Genomic DNA, 19,183 nt, shown 5'->3' with positions numbered 1-19,183 from the left:
CGCGGGCCAGCTCCGGGCAGGGGACGAAGCGCGCCGGGGCGGCGGGGCGACAATCGCGCCCCGGGAGCGCGCTGGCTTTAAGGCCCTCTCTTTGCGCAAGGGGCGGCAATCTTCGGTCATTTTCCTGTCCTCGGCCTTTTGACAAAGCCCCGTCCGCGGGCTAGCAAGGCGGAAACAAAGCGTCACCTTGGGACGGGCACATGACCAAAGCTTCGCAGGGATTTCTCGGCACCGGGCCGGGGGCTCGAAACCTCGCCTTCTCGGCCGTCGCGCTGGCCGTCGGGCTCGGCGCGGGGCTGCCGCAGCTTGCCCTTGCGCAGAGCTACAGTTTTTCCAATGTGCGGGTCGAAGGCAATGAGCGGGTCGATGCCTCAACCGTCGCCACCTATGCCGATATCGCCAAGGGCGAGACCATCTCGGCCGCGCGGCTGAACGATGCCTATCAGGCCATTGTCGGCAGCGGTCTCTTCGAATCCGTCGAGCTGGTGCCGCAGGGTGGGACGCTTGTCATCAAGGTGACCGAATACCCGACGGTGAACCGCATCAGCTTCGAGGGCAATGCCCGGATCAAGGACGAGGATCTGCAGAAGATCATCCAGTCCCAGTCGCGCCGGGTCTATTCGCCCGCCACGGCCGAGGCCGATGTCGCCGCCATCATCGCGGCCTATGAGCAGTCCGGTCGTATCGCCGCCACGGTCACGCCCAAGATCATCGAGCGGTCCGAGAACCGCGTCGATCTGGTGTTCGAGATCGTCGAAGGCGACGTGGTCGAGATCGAACGCATCTCCTTCGTCGGCAACCGGGCCTATTCCGAAGGCCGTCTGCGCCGCGCGCTCGGCACCAAGCAGGCCGGCATCCTGCGGCGCGTGATCCGCTCGGACACCTTCATCGCCGACCGGATCGAGTTCGACAAGCAGGTGCTGAGGGATTTCTACATGTCCCGCGGCTATGTCGATTTCCAGGTCCTGTCGGTCACGCCCGAACTGACCCGCAACCGCGACGCCTATCTGCTGACCTACAATATCCGCGAGGGGCAGAAATTCGATTTCGGCAGCGTCACCGCCAGTTCCGACCTGTCCGAGATCGACCCCGACGAGTTTCTGGCCGCGGCCAAGGTCTCGGAGGGTGATACCTATACCCCGATGGCGATCGAGAACACCGTCGTCCGGATGGAGCGGCTTGCGGTCCAGAAGGGGCTGAATTTCATCCGCATCACCCCGCGCATCACCCGCAACGACCGCGATCTGACGCTCGATGTCGATTTCGTGATCGAGAGGGGGCCGCGGGTCTTCGTCGAGCGGATCGATATCGAAGGCAACGCGACCACGCTTGACCGGGTGGTGCGGCGCCAGTTCCGCACCGTCGAAGGCGACCCCTTCAACCCGCGCCAGGTCCGGCAGACTGCGGACCGCATCCGCGCGCTCGGCTTCTTTGCGAATGCCGATGTCTCGGCGCGTGAGGGCACCAGCCCGGATCAGATGATCATCGATGTCAATGTCGAGGAACAGCCGACCGGGTCGCTTTCCTTCGGTCTGAGCTATTCGCAGACCGACGGGGCCGGGGCCGCGCTTTCGTTCAGCGAGAACAACTTCCTCGGCCGCGGTCAGTATCTGAGTTTCCGGATCGACACCGGCACCGACAACTCGACCTCGCGCTTCGTCTTCGCCGAGCCCGCCTTTCTGGGGCGCAATGTCCGGTTCCGCTTCGCGGCCACCTATGCCCAGACCGACAGCGGCAATTATGACAGCAAATACGCCACGCAGAAGATCGAGATCGCGCCGTCGCTCGAATTCCCGGTCTCCGAGAATGGCCGGTTCGAGCTGCGCTATGCTATCGGCGAGAACACCTTCAAGAATTACAAGGGCTCGTCGAGCTACCTTCAGGCCGAGGCAGAGGATCCGGGACAGACCTATTCCAAGATCGGTTACGGATTCACCTATGATACCCGCCGCAGCGGGCTCGACCCGAATTCGGGCATCGTACTGAAGTTCAACCAGGACTATGCCGGTCTTGGCGGCGATCTCGAATTCATCGAGACCACGGCGCTGGTCGGCGCCCAGAAGATGGTCTGGAACGAGGAAGTCACTCTGCGCGCCGAACTGGAAGGCGGCGTGATGTCGATGCTCGGCAACTCGAAAAGCCGGGTGACCGAACGCTATTTCCTCAACGGCAAGATCCGCGGCTTTGACGGCAACGGTCTGGGTCCGCGCGATGGCAAGGAGGCGCTCGGCGGCAACATGTATGCCGTGGCGCGGCTCGAGGCCGAATTCCCGCTGGGCCTGCCGGCCGAATACGGCATCACCGGCGGCGTCTTCGCCGATTTCGGCTCTGTCTGGGGGCTCGACGATGCGGGTGCCATCGATGACAGCTTCAATCTGCGTTCGGCGGTCGGCTTCTCGGTGTTCTGGAAGACCCCGATCGGGCCGCTGCGCTTCAACTTCTCGAATGCGGTGATCAAGGAAGATTACGACAAGGTGCAGAACTTCGACTTCACCGTCTCGACGAAGTTCTGATCCGATGCGCGGCTGTCTCGCGGCGAATGTGCTGGCCGCACTGCTCGGCCTTGCCGCTTCCGGCGCCTTCGCGCAGGAGGATCGCCCGGTCTTCCTCAGCCCGATCCTGACGCTCGATCAGGACCGGGTGTTCGAGGACAGCAAGGCCGGGCAGGCCGTCGAGGAGGAGCTTCAGGCCGCGACCGCAGCGCTTGCCGCCGAGAACCGCCGGATCGAGGCCGAACTCGTCGCCGAGGAACGCGCACTGACCGAGCGGCGCGCCAATCTGCCGCCCGAGCAGTTCCGGCCGCTGGCTGCGGCCTTCGACCAGAAGGTCGAGACCATTCGCGCGACCCAGGACCGCAAGGCCCGCGAGCTGACCCAGCGGCGCGAGGAAGAGCGGCAGGCGTTCTTCCGGAAGGCGCTGCCGGCCCTGGCCGAGATCGTACGCGAGCGCGGCGCGGTCGCCGTACTGGCGCGCGACGCGGTGATCCTGTCGGCCGGTCAGGTCGACATCACCGATGAGGCGATCGAGCTTCTGGACGAGCGTGTCGTTTTCACCCCCGATGAGGGGCATGCGCCGGATGCGGACGGCACCTCGCCATCGGATCCCGCACCGGAGGCTGGCGGAGAGCTGTCGCCAGACGCGCCGGCACCGGCGCCGCAGTCAGGCGCGACAGAAAGCGGGGATTAGCCCGGCTTGTCTCGGGCCGGGGGAGTTGTTACTGCGCTCTCTACCGCGTGATCAGTTTGCAGTCGCTTCCTCGCAAGGAGACATGTCCGATGTCCGACGCCCAGGCCCTTGAGGCTGATATCGACGAAATCCAGAAGATCCTTCCGCACCGTTACCCGTTTCTCATGATCGACCGGGTCACGGATATCATCCCCGGCAAAAGCGCCGTGGGCCTCAAGAACGTCTCGATCAACGAGCCGCATTTCAAGGGACATTTCCCCTCGAAACCGATCATGCCGGGCGTGCTGATCGTCGAGGCCATGGGGCAGACCGGCGGTGTGCTGGTCGGCAAGTCGGTGGATCTGGCCGATGACGACCTGCTGGTCTATTTCATGGGAATGGACAAGTGCAAGTTCCGCCGGATGGTCGTTCCCGGCGATGTGCTCGAGCTGCATGTGACGGTCAAGCGCGGCGGCTCGAAGAAGGTCAAGATCTGGAAATTCGAAGGTGTGGCCAAGGTCGGCGGCGAGATCGCGGCCGAGGCCGAATTCACTGCGATGATGGATATCAACCCGGAGTAATCCGCATGGCGATCGACCCCAGTGCGACGATCCACCCTTCGGCCATCGTCGAGGCGGGGGCCGAGATCGGCCCCGGGGCCGTCATCGGCCCGTTCTCGGTGATCGGGCCCGAGGTGCGTCTCGGCCCCGGCGTGGTGGTGAAAAGCCATGCCATCGTGACCGGACTGACCGAAATCGGCGAGGGGACGGAGATCTTTCCCTTCGCCAATATCGGCGACATCCCGCAAGATCTCAAATTCCGCGGCGAGAAGACCCGGCTGATCGTCGGCAGGCGCAACCGCATCCGCGAGGCGGTGACGATGAATACCGGCACCGAGGGCGGGGGCGGCATCACCCGGGTCGGCGATGACTGCCTGTTCATGACCGGCAGCCATGTCGGTCATGACGTCCAGGTCGGCAATGGCGTCATCATGGCCAATCACGCGGCTTTGGCCGGGCATTGCATCATCGGCGACAATGTCGTGATCGGCGGGCTGTCGGGCATCCACCAATGGGTGCGCGTGGGCGAGGGCGCCATCATCGGCGCGGTGACCATGGTCACCAATGACGTGATCCCCTTCGGTCTGGTCCAGGGACCGCGTGGCGTGCTGGACGGGCTGAACCTGATCGGTCTCAAGCGCCGCGGCGTCTCGCGCGAGGAGATCTCGGCGCTGCGCGCGGCCTTCCAGGAGCTCGCGACCGGCGATGGCACCTTCCATGACCGGGCCGAGCGGCTTGCCGCTGCGACCGACAGCGATCATGTGCGGCAGATGGTCGATTTCGTGCTGGCCGAGACCGACCGCTCTTTCCTGACGCCGAAGCCATGACCGGCATTCCGACTGCCCTGATCGCCGGAAGCGGCGCGCTGCCCGCCCATCTCGCCCGCGCCATGGAAGCCGCGGGCACGCCCTTCCTGATCGCCCAGGTCGAGGGCTACGAGATGGCCGAAGCCGGGCACTGGCCGGTCGAGACCTTCGCGCTGGAGCGACTGGCGCTGCTGTTCGATCTGCTGCACGAGCGCGGCATGCGCCGGGTGGTGCTGGCCGGGACGGTGCACCGGCCCCGGCTCGAGCCCGAACGGATCGATCCGCGCACCGCGCAGATGCTGCCCCGCATCCTGCCGCTGCTGGCCCAGGGCGACGATGGCGCGCTGCGCGCGGTGATCGCTCTGTTCGAGGAGGACGGCTTCGAGGTCGTCGGCGCCGATGAGGTGGCGCCCGGGCTGCTGCCGCCGCCCGGTATCCCGACCGCGGCCCAGCCCTCCGAGGCCGACCGGCGCGATGCTGCGCGCGCGGCCGCTATCGTGGCGGCGCTTGGCGGCTCCGATCTGGGGCAGGGCGCGGTGGTGGCGCAGGGGCTTTGCCTCGCGGTCGAGACCCTGCCCGGCACCGATGCGATGCTGGCCTGGGTCGCGGATGTCGCGGGCGCCTGCCGCCCCGACCCCAAGGGCGCGAAGGGCGTTCTGTGCAAGGCGCCGAAGCCCGGGCAGGAACGTCGCATCGATCTGCCTTCCATCGGCCCCGCCACGCTCGAGGCGGCGCATCGCGCCGGGCTTGCGGGGATCGCGGTCGAGGCCGGGGGCGTGCTTGTGCTCGAGCCGGACGAGACGCTTGCCCGGGCCGATGCGCTGGGGCTGTTCCTCTGGATCCGCGAGCCGTGACCCGGATTTTCCTGATCGCGGGCGAGGCTTCGGGCGATGCGCTCGGGGCGGCGCTGATGGCGGGGCTGCGCCAGCTCGATCCAAAGGTCGCCTTCTTCGGCGTCGGCGGGCCGCAGATGGCGGCCGAGGGGCTGGAAAGCCTGTTTCCGATGGACGAGCTTTCGGTGATGGGCATTGCCGAGGTGCTGCCGCGCTATTCGGCGCTGATGCGCCGGATCAACCAATGCGCGGCCGAGGTGGTGCGGCTCTCGCCCGATGCGCTGATTACCATCGACAGCCCCGATTTCTGCCTGCGCGTGGCGCGCCGGGTGAAGGCGCAAAGCCATCATGTGCGGACCGTGCATTACGTCGCGCCGACGGTTTGGGCCTGGCGTCCGGGGCGCGCCGGGCGCATGGCCGGGGTGATCGACCAGGTGCTGGCGTTGTTCCCGTTCGAGCCGCCTTATATGGAGGCTGCGGGGCTGCGCTGCGATTTCGTCGGCCATCCGGTCGTGGCCGCGCCGCGCGCGACACCCGAAGACGCGCTTGCCTTTCGCGCCCGCCACGGCATTGACCCCGAGGCCCCGCTTTGTCTGGTGCTGCCGGGCTCGCGCCGGGGCGAGGTCGCGCGCCTGGCCCCGGTTTTCGGGCAGGCGCTGCAGACGGTGCTGGCCCAGCATCCCGAGCTGCGGATCGTACTGCCCGCCGCGCCGGGCGTTGCGGAGCTGGTGGCCGGGCAGAGCGCCGGCTGGCCCGGCACGCCGCTGGTGATCGACCCGCGCGCCGATCCGGCGGGCGCGGCCAGGGACAAGCGGGCGGCCTTTGCCGCGGCCGATCTCGCGCTGGCGGCGTCGGGCACGGTCTCGCTGGAGCTGGCGGCCACCGATACGCCCATGGTCATCGCCTATGACATGAACTGGCTCAGCCGCCAGATCATCGGCCGGATGCTGCGGCTGCCGACCGTGACCCTCGTGAATATCGTCAGCGAGACCCTAGCCGTGCCCGAATTCCTCGGTGCCGATTGCCAGCCCGGTCCGATCACCGCCGCACTTTGCCTTCTTCTGGAAGATCCGGCCTACCGGGCGCCCCAGCTCGAGGCGATGCGGCTGACGATGAAGCGTCTGGGTCAGGGCGGCGAGAAGCCGGGGCTGCGGGCGGCGCGCGCGGTCATGGACGGGATCGACAGCGACCGCCGAGAGCCGCGCGGCACCCCCTGACGGCCTCGTCAGGGCTTTTCGATGATTCCCTGCATCTGCGAAAGGACCTCGGGCATCGTGCTTTTCACCAGCTCGATGATCTGCGGCTGCTGCGCGTTCAGGATTTTCGGCAGTTTCTGCATGACCGAACGCCCCTCGGGCGTGGCATAGAAATCGCGCAGGGCCTCGATTTCGTCCAGTGTCATCAGGTCGGCCATCAATTCATCCTGCTCCAGCATCAGCGCACGCAGGCGATCCGTATATATATCGTAATACAGGGTTTCTATCCGGCGGAGCTGCGATGTCGTGAGCCGGTTGCCCGAGGCCTCGATACTGGCGACGGTCGGGCGCCACATCGAGCGCACGATCTCCTCGAGATCCATGTCGGACACGGCGCGATGGACATAGTCATGCGCCGCCTCGAGCCTCTCGTCGCGGCTCGCGTCGGCCCAGAGGGGCGGGGCCAGAAGAGCCCCGACAAGAGCAGGGGCAAGCCAAGAGCGCATCCGTGTATCCTCCATTCTATCTGACCGGGGCAGGATGCATGTCGCGCATGGCGCCTCAACCCCGATTGTGACCGCGCCAGATCCAGCCGCCGCCCAATACCCGACTGTTGCCGGTTTCATACAGAACGCAGGCCTGGCCGGGGCTGACCCCTTCTTCCGGTGTCAGCAGCTCGACCTCGGCCTCGGTGTCCGAAAGCGGGCGCAGGATCGCACTGCGGGGCGGGCGGGTCGAACGGACCTTGACCGACACCTCCCATTCGGGCTCTGCGTTCAGCGGCCGGTCGCCCAGCCAGTTGATCTCTCGCACCGGGACGATCCGGGTGGCAAGCATTTCCTTCGGCCCCACCACCACCTGGCGGGCGTCGACATCGAGCCGCACGACATATAGCGGCTCGTCGAGACCACCGATGCCAAGCCCCCGGCGCTGGCCGATCGTGTAATGGATCACGCCGCGATGGCTGCCCAGCACCCTGCCATCGACATGGACGATGTCGCCCGGCTCGGCCGCGCCCGGGCGCAGCTTCTCGATCACCGAGGCGTAATTGCCCTCGGGCACGAAGCAGATGTCCTGGCTGTCGGGCTTGTCGGCCACCGGAAGGCCGTATTTCGCCGCGAGCGCCCGGGTCGCATCCTTGTTGGGCAGATGCCCCAGCGGGAAGCGCAGATAGTCCAGCTGGTCGGGCGTGGTCGAGAACAGGAAATAGGACTGATCGCGCGCCGGATCGGCCGCGCAATGAAGTTCGGGTCCGTTCGGCCCGATCTTGCGCTGGATGTAATGGCCCGTTGCCATGCAGTCGGCCTCGAGATCCCTGGCCGTCGCCAGAAGGTCGCGGAACTTCACGCGCTCGTTGCAGCGGATGCAGGGCACCGGGGTCGCGCCGGCAAGATAGCTGTCGGCGAATTCCTCGATCACCGCGTCGCGGAACACGTTCTCGTAGTCGAGCACGTAATGCGGGAAGCCCACGCTTTCGGCCACGCGCCGCGCGTCATGGATGTCGCGGCCGGCGCAGCAGGCGCCCTTCTTGGCCAGCGCCGCGCCGTGGTCGTAAAGCTGCAAGGTGATTCCCACGACGTCATAGCCCTGCTCGGCCAGCAGCGCGGCCACGACCGAACTGTCGACCCCGCCTGACATGGCAACGAGGACGCGGGTTTCGGATTCGGGCTTCGCAAAGCCCAGCGAGTTCAGAGGGCGCGCGGCGCCGTCGAGAGGCATCTTGGGAACTCCAGGGAACAAGTCTCGGACAATATAGGAAAATGCGAGATACTCTCAAGTCCCGCCTTCACCCTCCTTTAAGCAGGAAAACGCCACCCTCACGCCGGATTTGCAAGGGATAAGTAGGCATGTTCCTGAAACGCATCGATGGACCGCGCACCGTTAACCTGCCCGACGGCAGCACGATGAGCCGGGCCGATCTTCCTCCGGTTGATACGCGGCGCTGGGTGGCCAGCCGCAAGGCGGCCGTCGTCAAGGCGGTTGCCGCAGGGCTCATTTCCGAGGAGGAAGCGCTTGACCGCTATAAACTTTCTTGTGAAGAATTCGGTAGTTGGAAGAAGGCGGTGCGCGATCACGGCATCGCCGGACTGAAGGTCACATCGCTGAAATCCACACGTCGAACCGAGCCGTGAAGTGGATGAGTCAGATTGCGTATGGACAACCATAAATTGCAAATGCTAGGGTAAATATTAAGGTAACGTGCAATTAACCATTGTTCGTCAGGTTTCGACAAAGTCCACGGTACTTAACGGAGACCTAGCCATGCGCGTTCTGTTGGTGGAAGATGATCCGTCCACAGCGAAGAGCATCGAGCTTATGCTGACCCATGCCAACCTCAACGTCTATACCACGGACCTTGGGGAGGAGGGCATAGATCTCGCAAAGCTCTATGACTACGATTTGATTCTTCTTGACCTCAATCTGCCCGACATGAACGGCCACGAGGTCCTGCGCCAGCTGCGGCTGGCGAGAATCGACACTCCGATCCTCATTCTGTCGGGGGCCGCCGATACCGAGAACAAGATCAAGGGCTTCGGCTTCGGCGCCGATGACTACATGACCAAGCCGTTCCATCGCGAAGAGCTGGTGGCGCGCATCCATGCCATCATCCGCCGCTCGAAGGGCCATTCCCAGTCGGTGATCAGCACCGGCAAGATCGAGGTCAATCTCGACGCCAAGACGGTCGAGGTCGAGGGCAAGCCGGTGCATCTGACCGGCAAGGAATACCAGATGCTCGAACTGCTCTCGCTCCGGAAGGGGACGACCCTCACCAAGGAGATGTTCCTGAACCATCTCTATGGCGGCATGGACGAGCCCGAGCTGAAGATAATCGACGTCTTCATCTGCAAGCTTCGCAAGAAGCTGGCCCAGGCCACCGGCGGCGAAACCTATATCGAGACGGTCTGGGGCCGGGGCTATGTGCTGCGCGACCCCGAGCCGGATCAGGCCATGTCAGGCTCTTTCGCGCTCGGCGCCTGAGGCGGCGAACGCATCCGCTGGAAATCCGGCCGCCGGCCCCCTATCACTCTGCAAGGGGCAATGCGGGGGGTCGGAATGACCGACGAACGTCCAGTCGAAACGCTGTCGGAGAGCGAAGCGCGGGCAGAGCTGGCCCGGCTGGCCGAGGCCATTGTCAGGGCCGATGCCGCCTATCACCAGGAAGACGCGCCCACGCTGTCGGACGCAGCCTATGATGGGCTCAAGCGTCGCAATGCGGCCATCGAGGCCCGATTCCCGGCGCTCAAGCGTCCTGACAGCCCGTCGGACCGGGTCGGGGCCGCCCCCGCAGAGGGCTTCGCCAAGGTCGCGCATGTCCGGCGCATGCTGTCACTGGCCAACGCCTTCGACAGCACGGATGTGGCCGAGTTCGATGCCCGTATCCGCCGCTATCTGGGCCTTGCCGATGACGCGGCACTCCTCTACACGGCCGAGCCCAAGATCGACGGGCTCTCGCTGTCCCTGCGCTATGAAGGCGGTCGGCTGGTTCAGGCGGCGACCCGGGGCGATGGCGAGGTCGGCGAGAATGTCACCGCCAATGCCCGCACCATCGCCGACATCCCGGCGACACTGACGGGCGCTCCCGACATCCTCGAGGTCCGCGGCGAGGTCTATATGGCCCATGCCGATTTCGAGGCGCTGAACGCGCGTCAGACCGGGGCCGGGGCCAGGACCTTCGCCAACCCGCGCAATGCCGCAGCCGGCTCGTTGCGCCAGCTCGACCCCTCCGTCACCGCCTCCCGGCCGCTGAAATTCTTCGCCTATGCCTGGGGCGAGGTCTCGGTGCCCCTGGCCACGACCCAGATGGAGGCGATCGGGCGGCTGAAAACGCTGGGCTTTCAGGTCAATCCGCTGACGGTGCTCTGCGATGGCCCCGAGGCACTGGCCGCACATTACGCCGGGATCGAACAGCGCCGCGCGACGCTGGGCTATGACATCGATGGCGTGGTCTACAAGGTGAACGAGCTTGCCTTGCAGGAGCGGCTGGGCTTCCGCGCGACCACGCCCCGCTGGGCCATCGCCCACAAATTCCCCGCCGAGCTTGCCTGGACCCGGCTCGACCGGATCGAGATCCAGGTCGGCCGCACCGGGGCGCTGTCGCCGGTGGCGCGGCTCCATCCGGTGACGGTGGGCGGCGTCGTGGTCTCGAACGCGACGCTCCATAACGAGGATTACATCGCGGGCCGCGATTCGAAGGGCAACGAGATCCGGGGCGGCAAGGACATCCGCGAGGGCGACTGGGTGCAGGTCTATCGCGCGGGCGACGTGATCCCGAAGGTGGCCGATGTCGATCTCGCGAAACGCCCCGAGGGCACGGCGCCCTACCGCTTTCCCGAAACCTGCCCGCAATGCGGCTCGGAGGCGATCCGCGAAGAGGGCGATGCGGTCCGGCGCTGTTCGGGCGGACTGATCTGTCCGGCCCAGGCGGTCGAGCGGCTCAAGCATTTCGTCAGCCGTGGCGCCTTCGACATCGAGGGGCTGGGCGCGAAACAGGTCGAGGCGCTTTACAAGGATGGCTGGATCAGGGAGCCCGCCGACATCTTCGAGCTTGAGGCGCGTTACGGCGAAGGCCTGCAGCAGTTGAAGAACCGCGAGGGCTGGGGCGAGAAATCAGCCACGAACCTCTTTACGGCAATCGAAACGCGGCGGACGATCCCGCTCGACCGGCTGATCTTCGCGCTCGGCATTCGCCATCTGGGCGAGGCCGCGGCCGACCTTCTGGCCCGCAACTTCCAGACATGGGAGGCCTTCGAGGCGGCGGTCACCCATGCCACCGCCGGCGAGGGCCCGGAATGGGAGGCGCTTTTGTCCATTGACGGGGTCGGCACGGTGATGGCTACCTCGCTGATCACCGCTTTCCATCAGGAGGCCGAGCGTGCCTCGATCGACCGGCTGGTCGCGCATCTGACGGTCGCGCCGGTGGCGCCTAGGGCGGCCGTCGACAGCCCGGTCGCGGGCAAGACCGTGGTCTTTACCGGCACGCTCGAGAAGATGAGCCGGGCCGAGGCCAAGGCGCGGGCCGAGGCGCTGGGGGCCAAGGTCGCGGGCTCGGTCTCGAAGAAGACAGATCTTGTCGTGCTGGGCCCCGGGGCCGGCTCGAAGGCGAAGAAGGCCGGGGAACTGGGGATCGAGACCGTCGACGAGGACGGCTGGCTGGCGCTGATCGAGGGCGCATGAGCGGTCGGCCCGATATCCTGTTCCCGCTGTTCGGGGCGCTCGACACGCTGGACGGGATCGGGCCGAAATCGGTCAGGCTGCTGGCCCAGCTCGGGGTCGAGAAGCCGCGCGACCTGATCTTCACGCTGCCCCATAGCGGCATCGACCGCCGCCCCGTAGAGACCATCGACGGGCTGGCGCCGGGCGAGGTCGCGACGGTCGAGGTTCTGGTCGGCGCCCATATGCTCGCGCCGCGAAAGGGGCGGCCCTATCGCATCCAGGTTCAGGATGCGGCGACGGCCTTCCAGCTTGTCTTCTTCCATGCCCGCGGCGATTATCTGACGAAGATCCTGCCCGAAGGCGCGCGGCGGATCATCTCGGGCAGGCTCGAGATATTCGACGGCATGGCGCAGATCGCCCATCCCGATCATATCCTGCCGCCGGGCGAGGCCGGGGAGATCCCGGAATTCGAGCCGGTCTATCCGCTGACGGCCGGGCTCACGCTGAAGACGATGACGAAGGCGGTGGCCTCGGCGCTGACCCGCGCGCCCGATCTGCCCGAATGGATCGATCCGGCGCTTCTGGTACGCGAAGGCTGGCCGGGCTGGCGCGCGGCTGTGATGGCCGCCCATGCACCGCAATCCGCGCGCGACATCGCGGCCACCGCACCCGCGCGGCAGCGGCTGGCCTATGACGAATTGCTGGCCCATCAGGTCACGCTGGCGCTGGCGCGGGCCGATCAGCGTCGCGGCAAGGGCCGGGCAAGCCAGGGCGACGGGCTGCTGCGGCAGAAGGCGCTGGCGGCGCTGCCCTTCCGTCCGACCGGGGCCCAGAGCCGTGCGATGGCGGAGATTGCCGCGGATATGGCGGCCGAGGCGCGGATGACCCGGCTTTTGCAGGGCGATGTCGGCGCGGGCAAGACGCTGGTCGCGTGGATGGCGCTTCTGGTCGCGGTCGAGGCGGGCGGGCAGGGCGTGATGATGGCCCCGACCGAGATCCTCGCCCGCCAGCATCTGGAAAGCCTGTCGCCGCTGGCCGAAAGCGCGGGCGTGGGGATCGGGATCCTGACCGGCCGCGACAAGGGGCGCGAGCGCGAGACCAAGCTGGCGGCGCTGGCCTCGGGCGAGATCCAGGTGCTGGTGGGCACCCATGCGGTTTTCCAGAAGGATGTGGCCTTCCGCGATCTCAGGCTCGCCATCGTCGACGAACAGCACCGCTTCGGCGTGGCCCAGCGGCTGGAGCTTGGCGCCAAGGGGCGGGGCGTCGACATGCTGGTGATGACCGCGACCCCGATCCCGCGCAGCCTCGCGCTGGCGGGCTACGGCGATCTCGACGTCTCGGTTCTGGACGAGAAGCCGCCGGGCCGGACCCCGGTCAAGACCGCGCTGGTCTCGGTCGAGCGGATGGACGAGGTGGTGGCGCATCTGCAGAAGGCGGTGGCCGAGGGGCGGCAGGCCTATTGGGTCTGTCCGCTGGTCGAGGAATCCGAGGTCTCGGACCTGACCGCCGCCGAGGAACGCTTCAAGCGGTTGCGCGCGGTCTTCGGCGAGAAGGTCGGGCTGGTGCATGGGCAGCTGCCGCCCGCCGAGAAGGACGCCGCGATGCGCGCCTTTCAGCAGGGCGAGACCTCGGTTCTGGTCGCAACCACGGTGATCGAGGTCGGCGTGGACGTGCCCAATGCCTCGATCATGGTGATCGAGCGGGCCGAGGGCTTCGGGCTGGCGCAGTTGCACCAGCTGCGCGGCCGGGTCGGGCGCGGGGCGGCGGCCTCGACTTGCCTTCTGATGTATCAGGCGCCCTTGGGAGAGGCGGGGCGGCGGCGGCTGGAAATCCTGCGCGAGACCGAGGACGGGTTCCGGATCGCCGAGGAAGACCTGGCGATGCGTGGCGCGGGCGATCTGATCGGCACGGCGCAATCGGGCCTGCCGCGCTTTCGCATCGCCGATCTGGAACGGCAGGCGGGGCTGATGGCGGTCGCGCAAAGCGATGCGCGCAGGCTTCTGGCCGAGGATCCGGAACTTGCCGGGCCGCGCGGGCAGGCGGTGCGCGTGCTGCTCTGGCTGATGGAGCGCGACAAGGCGATTCGTCTTATCAAGGTCGGTTAACGAGCTGATTCGGAAGGCAAATCAAAATGTTCCTAAAAAGTTCTTTACAGGCACCCCTGAAAATGAGAACAAAATGGCAACACCGATCAAACGGGAGCCCAAACCCATGCTGACCGAGCTGAGATCCGTTCTGAACCGCTGCCGCGCCACGCTTTGGCAGGACGCCGCGGGAGCTGCTGCACTGATGGTTCTGCTGATCGCGGGGCTGCATCTGCCGGGCCTCGTCTGAGACTGTTCCCTCTGCCTGCTGTCCAGTGCCGGACCCGTCCCCGGGTCGTTTCGAAGTCTGCCTCTTCCGTGCGCCGGACCGCTTCCTGACCGCCGCCTCCTGCCCGGGAGTGCGGCGGTTTTTTTATCTCGCTGCGCGGATCTGTCGCCCCGGATACAGAAACGCCCCGCCCGGGGAGAGATCCGGACAGGGCGCATCTGAAGCTGCCTGATGGCGGGATGTCAGCCGACGAAGGCCTTCTCGACCACATATTCGGCAGGCTCGGAATTGGCGCCCTCATTGAGGCCCCAGCCTTCCATGATCGCCATCACGTCCTTGTTGAAATCGAGCGAGCCGCAGACCATGGCGCGGTCGGTGGCCGGATCCATCTGCGTGCCCGCGAGGCCGAGATCGGCGAAGACCTTGCCCGAGGCGAGGTTGTCGGTGACCCGCCCCATCCATTTCGAGGTCTCACGGGTGGTCGTGGGGTAGTATTTCAGCTTGTTGCCGACGAATTCCCCGATCAGCGGGTCTTCGGGCAGGCTCTCGACCAGCTGGCGCCCGAATTCCAGTTCCGCCACCTCGCGGCAGGTATGCATCATGATGACCTCGTCATACCGCTCATAGGTATCGGGGTCGCGCATCAGGCTGGCGAAGGGGGCGATGCCGGTGCCGGTCGCGAGGAACCACAGCCGCTTGCCGGGCAGGAGCGCGTCCAGGACTAGCGTGCCGACGGGCTTGGGCCGCAGGATGATCTCGTCGCCGGGCTGGATATGCTGCAGCTTCGAGGTCAGCGGGCCGTCCTGGACCTTGATCGAATAGAAGTCGAGCCCGTCATCCCAGGAGGGCGAGGCGATCGAATAGGCGCGCATGATCGGCTTGCCGTTATCGCCGGGCAGCCCGATCATCACGAACTCGCCCGAACGGAACCGCAGCGATTGCGGCCGCGACGTGCGAAAATAGAACAACCGGTCGGTATAGTGGCGGACCTCGGTCACGGTCTGCGCATCGGGCAGGGTTTTCTTGGCGGGCTCTGTCACGGCAGTCTGCTGGTTCATCAGTGTCACGTGACGGGGCAGATGCCCCGTTCCTCCTTCTAGGTGTCCTTCTCGGGCGGGAAAACCCCAATAGCGGCCTCAGGCAGGTCGCAATGCCGTTATCACCCGGCGGGCCAGGTTTTCGCCAATTGCGGTAGCCGCCACCATGACTCAAATCAAGCGGGAATGTCCGGGGCGAAACCATGCCGCATCACCGATAGGGACATCATGTCTTCCGCGCGGCCAGGGCAGAATGTCTTCCCGGCGGCGATACATTCTCCGGTGCAATCGCCTTTAGTTCTTTTGATATTTGGAAGAATATTAAAATCTGGCAAGGAAAAGATCAGACCCGGCAGATTGCAGTGCACGCGGTCTCTCTCGGTGACCTTTGCCGACATGCCTCTGGCCCGTCCGCGGTTGCGGCGCATCTCTGCCAGTGGCCCTCGCATGGCCGCAGGAGTGCGGGCTTCGCTCCGACACATCGATCTCACGGCGCCGGGCGATGGCGGGAGCGGAGGCGATATTGCCTCGAATACCGGTTGCCATTTCGACAATCCCGGTTTCCGATTGCGCCTCGGCCCCGGCAGGATGCCCACGACCGCGCCACCGCAATTCCGGCGCCACGGACAGGGATTGCGGGGCTTTCGCGCAATTCGGCCAACTGCGGGATGCGGCGGCCGGTCGACGAGAAACCGCGTGCAACCGTTTCTGACCGGAGGAATGGCCGCAATCGACCGGCAAGGGCTTTGACAGGCGGGTTCCCAGGGGGGGCGACTTTTGCGCGCAGTTCCCTAGTATGGGCAATTGGTTCCACTTGAGACTAGATGTATCATCGGCAATAAACCGGGCCTGCGTCCTCGAGGGGGAGGGCGTCAGACACCAAAACAGATCTCAAGGGAGGATCGCATGAAAGCTCTGACTACCGTCGCCACGGCCATGGCGCTGACCCTGTCCGCCGGAGCCGCTCTTGCGGACTGCGATCCGGGCGAGACCGTGATCAAGTTCAGCCATGTGACCAGCGCGACCAGCCCCAAGGGGCTTGCCGCCGACCTGCTCGCCTCGCGGGTCAACAAGGAGATGGACGGCAAGGTTTGCATGGAGGTCTATCCCAACACCACGCTTTACGATGACGACAAGGTGCTGGAGGCGATGCTGAACGGCGATGTGCAGATGGCCGCGCCGTCGCTGTCGAAATTCGAGAAATACACCAAGAAGCTGCGGATCTTCGATCTGCCCTTCATGTTCAAGAACATGGACGCCATCGACGCGTTCCAGACCTCCGAGACCGGCGAGGCGATGAAGCAGTCGATGATGCGCCGGGGCCTTCTGGGGCTGGCCTTCTGGCATAACGGGCTCAAGCAGTTCTCGGCCGACAAGCCGCTGCTGCTGCCCGGGGATGCCAAAGGGCTGAAATTCCGGGTGCAGGCCTCGGACGTGCTGGTGGCGCAGATGGAGGCGCTCGATGCCAGCCCGCAGCCGATGGCCTTCTCCGAGGTCTATGGCGCGTTGCAGACCGGCGTCGTCGACGGCCAGGAGAATACCTGGTCGAACATCTACACCCAGAAATTCTTCGAGGTGCAGGACGGCATCACCGAATCCAATCACGGCGTGATCGACTACATGGTCGTGACCTCGGTCGAATGGTGGGAGGGGCTCGATCCCGAGATCCGCGACCAGCTTGCCACGATCCTGCAGGAGGTGACGGTCGAGCGGAACACCGAATCGACCAATGTCAACGAAGCGGCCAAGCAGGCGATCATCGAGGCGGGCACCACGGTGCGCACGCTGACGCCCGAGCAGCGTCAGGCCTGGGTTGACGTCATGAAACCGGTCTGGGCCCAGTTCGAGGCCGATGTCGGTGCCGATGCCATCGCGGTGGCGCAGGAAATCAACGAACAATACTGACGCTTTGTGACCGTGCAGGGCGGCGGCTTCCGTCAGGGGGCCGCCGTTCCCGGCGCGGTTTCGCCATGCCAGAGGGAGGCTTGGGGCGATGAGTGGAGCCTATCGGCCAAGGACCGCGCTGGGGCGCGCGGTTCATGCCGTCGAAGAGACGGTGATCGCCCTTCTTCTGGGGCTCATGGTGCTGGTCACCTTTGTCAACGTGGTGCTGCGTTACGGCTTTAACGCAAGCCTGGTCTGGAGCCTCGAGCTGACGCTGACCCTGTTTGCCTGGCTGGTGCTGTTCGGCATCGCCTATGGCTTCAAGATCACCATGCACCTCGGCGTGGACGCAGTCCTCAACATGGTGTCGTCGCGAAGCCAGCGGCTGTTGTCGCTGGTCGCGGTGGCGATCTGCCTGGTCTATGCGGCGCTGATGATGAAGGGGGCCTGGGATTACTGGGCGCCCTTTGCCAACCTTCCGCCGACCACCGGGCACTGGTTCCCGACCGGCCTCAAGGAACTTAAGCCCTGGGATTATCGCGGCTACGTGCCGACCGAACGGATCCCGCTGCCCGAGATCCTGCGCGCGCCGCTGGAATATCTGTTCCTGCCCGAGGGCGAGGACCCTTACGAGAAACTCCCTATCGCCGTGCCCTATGCGATCATTCCCTTCGGCGTGGCGATGATGCTGTACAGGCTGGTCGAGGCGGCATTCCGGATCGTCACCGGCCGCCAGCAGGGGCTGATCGTCAGCCATGAAGCCGAAGACGCGGTCGAGGAAGCCGCCCGCGAGAAGGACGCCTGAACCATGCATGTCGTGTTGTTGTTTGTCATGGTTGTCGGGTTTCTCCTGATCGGCGTGCCGATCGCGGTCTCGCTGGGCATGGCCTCGATCATCTTCCTGCTGCTGTTTTCCGATACCTCGCTGGCCGCGGTGGCGCAGTCGCTCTATCAGGCGATGGCGGGGCATTACACGCTTCTGGCCATTCCCTTCTTCATCCTGGCCTCGAGCTTCATGTCGACGGGCGGCGTCGCGCGGCGGATCATCCGCTTTGCCATCGCCTGCGTCGGGCATATGCGGGGCGGGCTGGCCATCGCGGGCGTCTTTGCCTGCATGCTGTTCGCAGCCCTCTCGGGTTCGTCGCCCGCGACCGTGGTCGCCATCGGCTCGATCGTGATCGCGGCGATGCGCAAGGTCGGCTACAGCCGCGATTTCGCGGCCGGGGTGATCTGCAACGCGGGCACGCTGGGCATTCTCATCCCGCCCTCCATCGTGATGGTGGTCTATGCCTCGGCGACCGATGTCTCGGTCGGGCGGATGTTCCTCGCGGGCGTCATCCCCGGCACCCTCGCGGGCCTGATGCTGATGACCGCGATCTATGTGATGGCCCATGTCAAGGGCATGCCCAAGGGCGAATGGCAGGGCTGGGGCGAGGTCTGGGAAAGCTTCCGCGAGGCCTTCTGGGGGCTGATGCTGATCGCCATCATCATGGGCGGCATCTACGGCATTCCGGGCGTCGCCTCGGCCATCTTCACGCCGACCGAAGCCGCCGCGGTCGCCTCGGTCTATGCCTTCCTGATCGCGATCTTCGTCTATCGCGACATGGGCCCGCTGAAACCGCGGGACGGGCGCGGGCCCGTGGCGCTCTGGCAGAAGCCGCAGGCGCTTTTGACCGGCTTCATCCACCGCGACACGAGGCGCACGCTCCTCGATGCGGCCAAGCTCACGATCATGCTGATGTTCATCATCGCCAATGCGCTGATCCTCAAGCATGTGCTGACCGACGAGCAGGTCCCGCAGAAGATCGCCGGCGCGATGCTCGAGGCCGGTTTCGGCAAGATCATGTTCCTGATCGTGGTCAACGTGATCCTGCTGATCGGCGGCCAGTTCATGGAGCCCTCGGGGCTGATCGTGATCGTGGCACCGCTGGTCTTCCCGATCGCCGTCGAGCTGGGCGTCGATCCGATCCACCTCGGCATCATCATGGTGGTGAACATGGAGATCGGGATGATCACGCCGCCGGTCGGGCTGAACCTCTTCGTCACCTCGGGTGTGGCGGGCATGCCGATGATGCGGGTGGTGCGCGCGGCGCTGCCCTTCCTCGCGGTGCTTTTCGTGTTCCTGATCCTGGTGACCTATGTGCCCTGGATCTCGACCTGGCTGCCGACATCGCTGATGGGGCCCGAACTCATCACCCGCTGATCCGGTCGAGCGCAGGGACCTCGGTCCCGGCG

General features: G+C 65.7%; 18 protein-coding genes. 14 read left to right on the top strand and 4 right to left on the bottom strand.

Annotated features, from left to right (window positions below):
* Window positions 1-200 precede the first annotated feature (200 nt).
* The 6 genes from bamA (at window position 201) to lpxB (ending at window position 6,581) form a co-directional block, all read left to right on the top strand.
* Complete coding sequence (gene bamA, locus B5V46_RS09600) at window positions 201-2,513, top strand: outer membrane protein assembly factor BamA (protein WP_080616401.1); 2,313 nt, start codon at window positions 201-203, stop codon at window positions 2,511-2,513.
* 4 nt (window positions 2,514-2,517) lie between these two features.
* A complete protein-coding gene (locus B5V46_RS09595) occupies window positions 2,518-3,186 on the top strand; it encodes an OmpH family outer membrane protein (RefSeq protein WP_080616400.1) in 669 nt (222 codons plus the stop codon).
* Window positions 3,187-3,275: 89 nt separating this feature from the next.
* Complete coding sequence (gene fabZ, locus B5V46_RS09590; RefSeq protein ID WP_080616399.1) at window positions 3,276-3,746, top strand: 3-hydroxyacyl-ACP dehydratase FabZ; 471 nt, start codon at window positions 3,276-3,278, stop codon at window positions 3,744-3,746.
* A 5-nt stretch (window positions 3,747-3,751) separates the two neighbouring features.
* Window positions 3,752-4,552 carry an acyl-ACP--UDP-N-acetylglucosamine O-acyltransferase gene (gene lpxA, locus B5V46_RS09585; protein ID WP_080616398.1) on the top strand — a complete coding sequence of 267 codons (801 nt, stop codon included), beginning with the start codon at window positions 3,752-3,754 and terminating at the stop codon, window positions 4,550-4,552.
* The gene (locus B5V46_RS09580; RefSeq protein WP_080616397.1) at window positions 4,549-5,385 is read left to right on the top strand and encodes an LpxI family protein; all 837 of its coding nucleotides are present in this window, start codon (window positions 4,549-4,551) and stop codon (window positions 5,383-5,385) included. The genes lpxA and B5V46_RS09580 overlap by 4 nt, the downstream gene beginning before the upstream one ends.
* Window positions 5,382-6,581, top strand: a complete 1,200-nt coding sequence (lpxB, locus tag B5V46_RS09575; protein ID WP_080616396.1) for a lipid-A-disaccharide synthase — start codon at window positions 5,382-5,384, stop codon at window positions 6,579-6,581. The genes B5V46_RS09580 and lpxB overlap by 4 nt, the downstream gene beginning before the upstream one ends.
* A gap of 8 nt (window positions 6,582-6,589) precedes the next feature.
* On the opposite strand, the gene B5V46_RS09570 is transcribed toward lpxB, so the two are convergent.
* Window positions 6,590-7,066: a DUF2059 domain-containing protein gene (locus B5V46_RS09570; protein WP_196774227.1), complete on the bottom strand. Its 477-nt coding sequence runs from the start codon at window positions 7,064-7,066 to the stop codon at window positions 6,590-6,592.
* 55 nt (window positions 7,067-7,121) lie between these two features.
* Entirely contained in the window at window positions 7,122-8,279 is a 1,158-nt protein-coding gene (gene mnmA / locus B5V46_RS09565; protein WP_080616394.1) for a tRNA 2-thiouridine(34) synthase MnmA, read from the bottom strand.
* Between the two features lie 128 nt (window positions 8,280-8,407).
* Here mnmA and B5V46_RS09560 point away from each other — a divergent pair, with 128 nt between their 5' ends.
* The 5 genes from B5V46_RS09560 (at window position 8,408) to B5V46_RS19755 (ending at window position 14,048) form a co-directional block, all read left to right on the top strand.
* Complete coding sequence (locus B5V46_RS09560; protein ID WP_080616393.1) at window positions 8,408-8,692, top strand: DUF1153 domain-containing protein; 285 nt, start codon at window positions 8,408-8,410, stop codon at window positions 8,690-8,692.
* Between the two features lie 130 nt (window positions 8,693-8,822).
* Window positions 8,823-9,539, top strand: coding sequence for a response regulator transcription factor CtrA (gene ctrA / locus B5V46_RS09555; protein WP_080616392.1), 717 nt, complete (start codon window positions 8,823-8,825; stop codon window positions 9,537-9,539).
* Between the two features lie 75 nt (window positions 9,540-9,614).
* Window positions 9,615-11,735: an NAD-dependent DNA ligase LigA gene (gene ligA, locus B5V46_RS09550; protein WP_080616391.1), complete on the top strand. Its 2,121-nt coding sequence runs from the start codon at window positions 9,615-9,617 to the stop codon at window positions 11,733-11,735.
* Window positions 11,732-13,819, top strand: coding sequence for an ATP-dependent DNA helicase RecG (gene recG / locus B5V46_RS09545; RefSeq protein ID WP_080616390.1), 2,088 nt, complete (start codon window positions 11,732-11,734; stop codon window positions 13,817-13,819). Before ligA ends, recG begins: the two co-directional genes overlap by 4 nt.
* A 73-nt stretch (window positions 13,820-13,892) precedes the next feature.
* Window positions 13,893-14,048, top strand: a complete 156-nt coding sequence (locus B5V46_RS19755) for a hypothetical protein (protein WP_155774007.1) — start codon at window positions 13,893-13,895, stop codon at window positions 14,046-14,048.
* Between the two features lie 221 nt (window positions 14,049-14,269).
* Here B5V46_RS19755 and B5V46_RS09540 read toward each other — a convergent pair whose 3' ends face one another.
* Window positions 14,270-15,085 carry a ferredoxin--NADP reductase gene (locus B5V46_RS09540; RefSeq protein WP_080616389.1) on the bottom strand — a complete coding sequence of 272 codons (816 nt, stop codon included), beginning with the start codon at window positions 15,083-15,085 and terminating at the stop codon, window positions 14,270-14,272.
* Window positions 15,086-15,240: 155 nt separating this feature from the next.
* On the bottom strand, window positions 15,241-15,462 hold the full coding sequence (locus B5V46_RS19750; RefSeq protein ID WP_155774006.1) for a hypothetical protein: 222 nt from the start codon (window positions 15,460-15,462) through the stop codon (window positions 15,241-15,243).
* Between the two features lie 508 nt (window positions 15,463-15,970).
* On the opposite strand from B5V46_RS19750, the gene B5V46_RS09535 reads away from it, so the two are divergent.
* The 3 genes from B5V46_RS09535 (at window position 15,971) to B5V46_RS09525 (ending at window position 19,151) form a co-directional block, all read left to right on the top strand.
* Window positions 15,971-16,969 carry a TRAP transporter substrate-binding protein gene (locus B5V46_RS09535; protein ID WP_080616388.1) on the top strand — a complete coding sequence of 333 codons (999 nt, stop codon included), beginning with the start codon at window positions 15,971-15,973 and terminating at the stop codon, window positions 16,967-16,969.
* A gap of 88 nt (window positions 16,970-17,057) precedes the next feature.
* Complete coding sequence (locus B5V46_RS09530) at window positions 17,058-17,753, top strand: TRAP transporter small permease (RefSeq protein WP_080616387.1); 696 nt, start codon at window positions 17,058-17,060, stop codon at window positions 17,751-17,753.
* A 3-nt stretch (window positions 17,754-17,756) separates the two neighbouring features.
* The gene (locus tag B5V46_RS09525; protein WP_080616386.1) at window positions 17,757-19,151 is read left to right on the top strand and encodes a TRAP transporter large permease; all 1,395 of its coding nucleotides are present in this window, start codon (window positions 17,757-17,759) and stop codon (window positions 19,149-19,151) included.
* Window positions 19,152-19,183 lie beyond the last annotated feature (32 nt).

The organism is Rhodovulum sp. MB263 (assembly GCF_002073975.1).
Classification (GTDB): domain Bacteria; phylum Pseudomonadota; class Alphaproteobacteria; order Rhodobacterales; family Rhodobacteraceae; genus Rhodovulum.
This window is presented reverse-complemented; position numbering and strand designations above follow the sequence as displayed.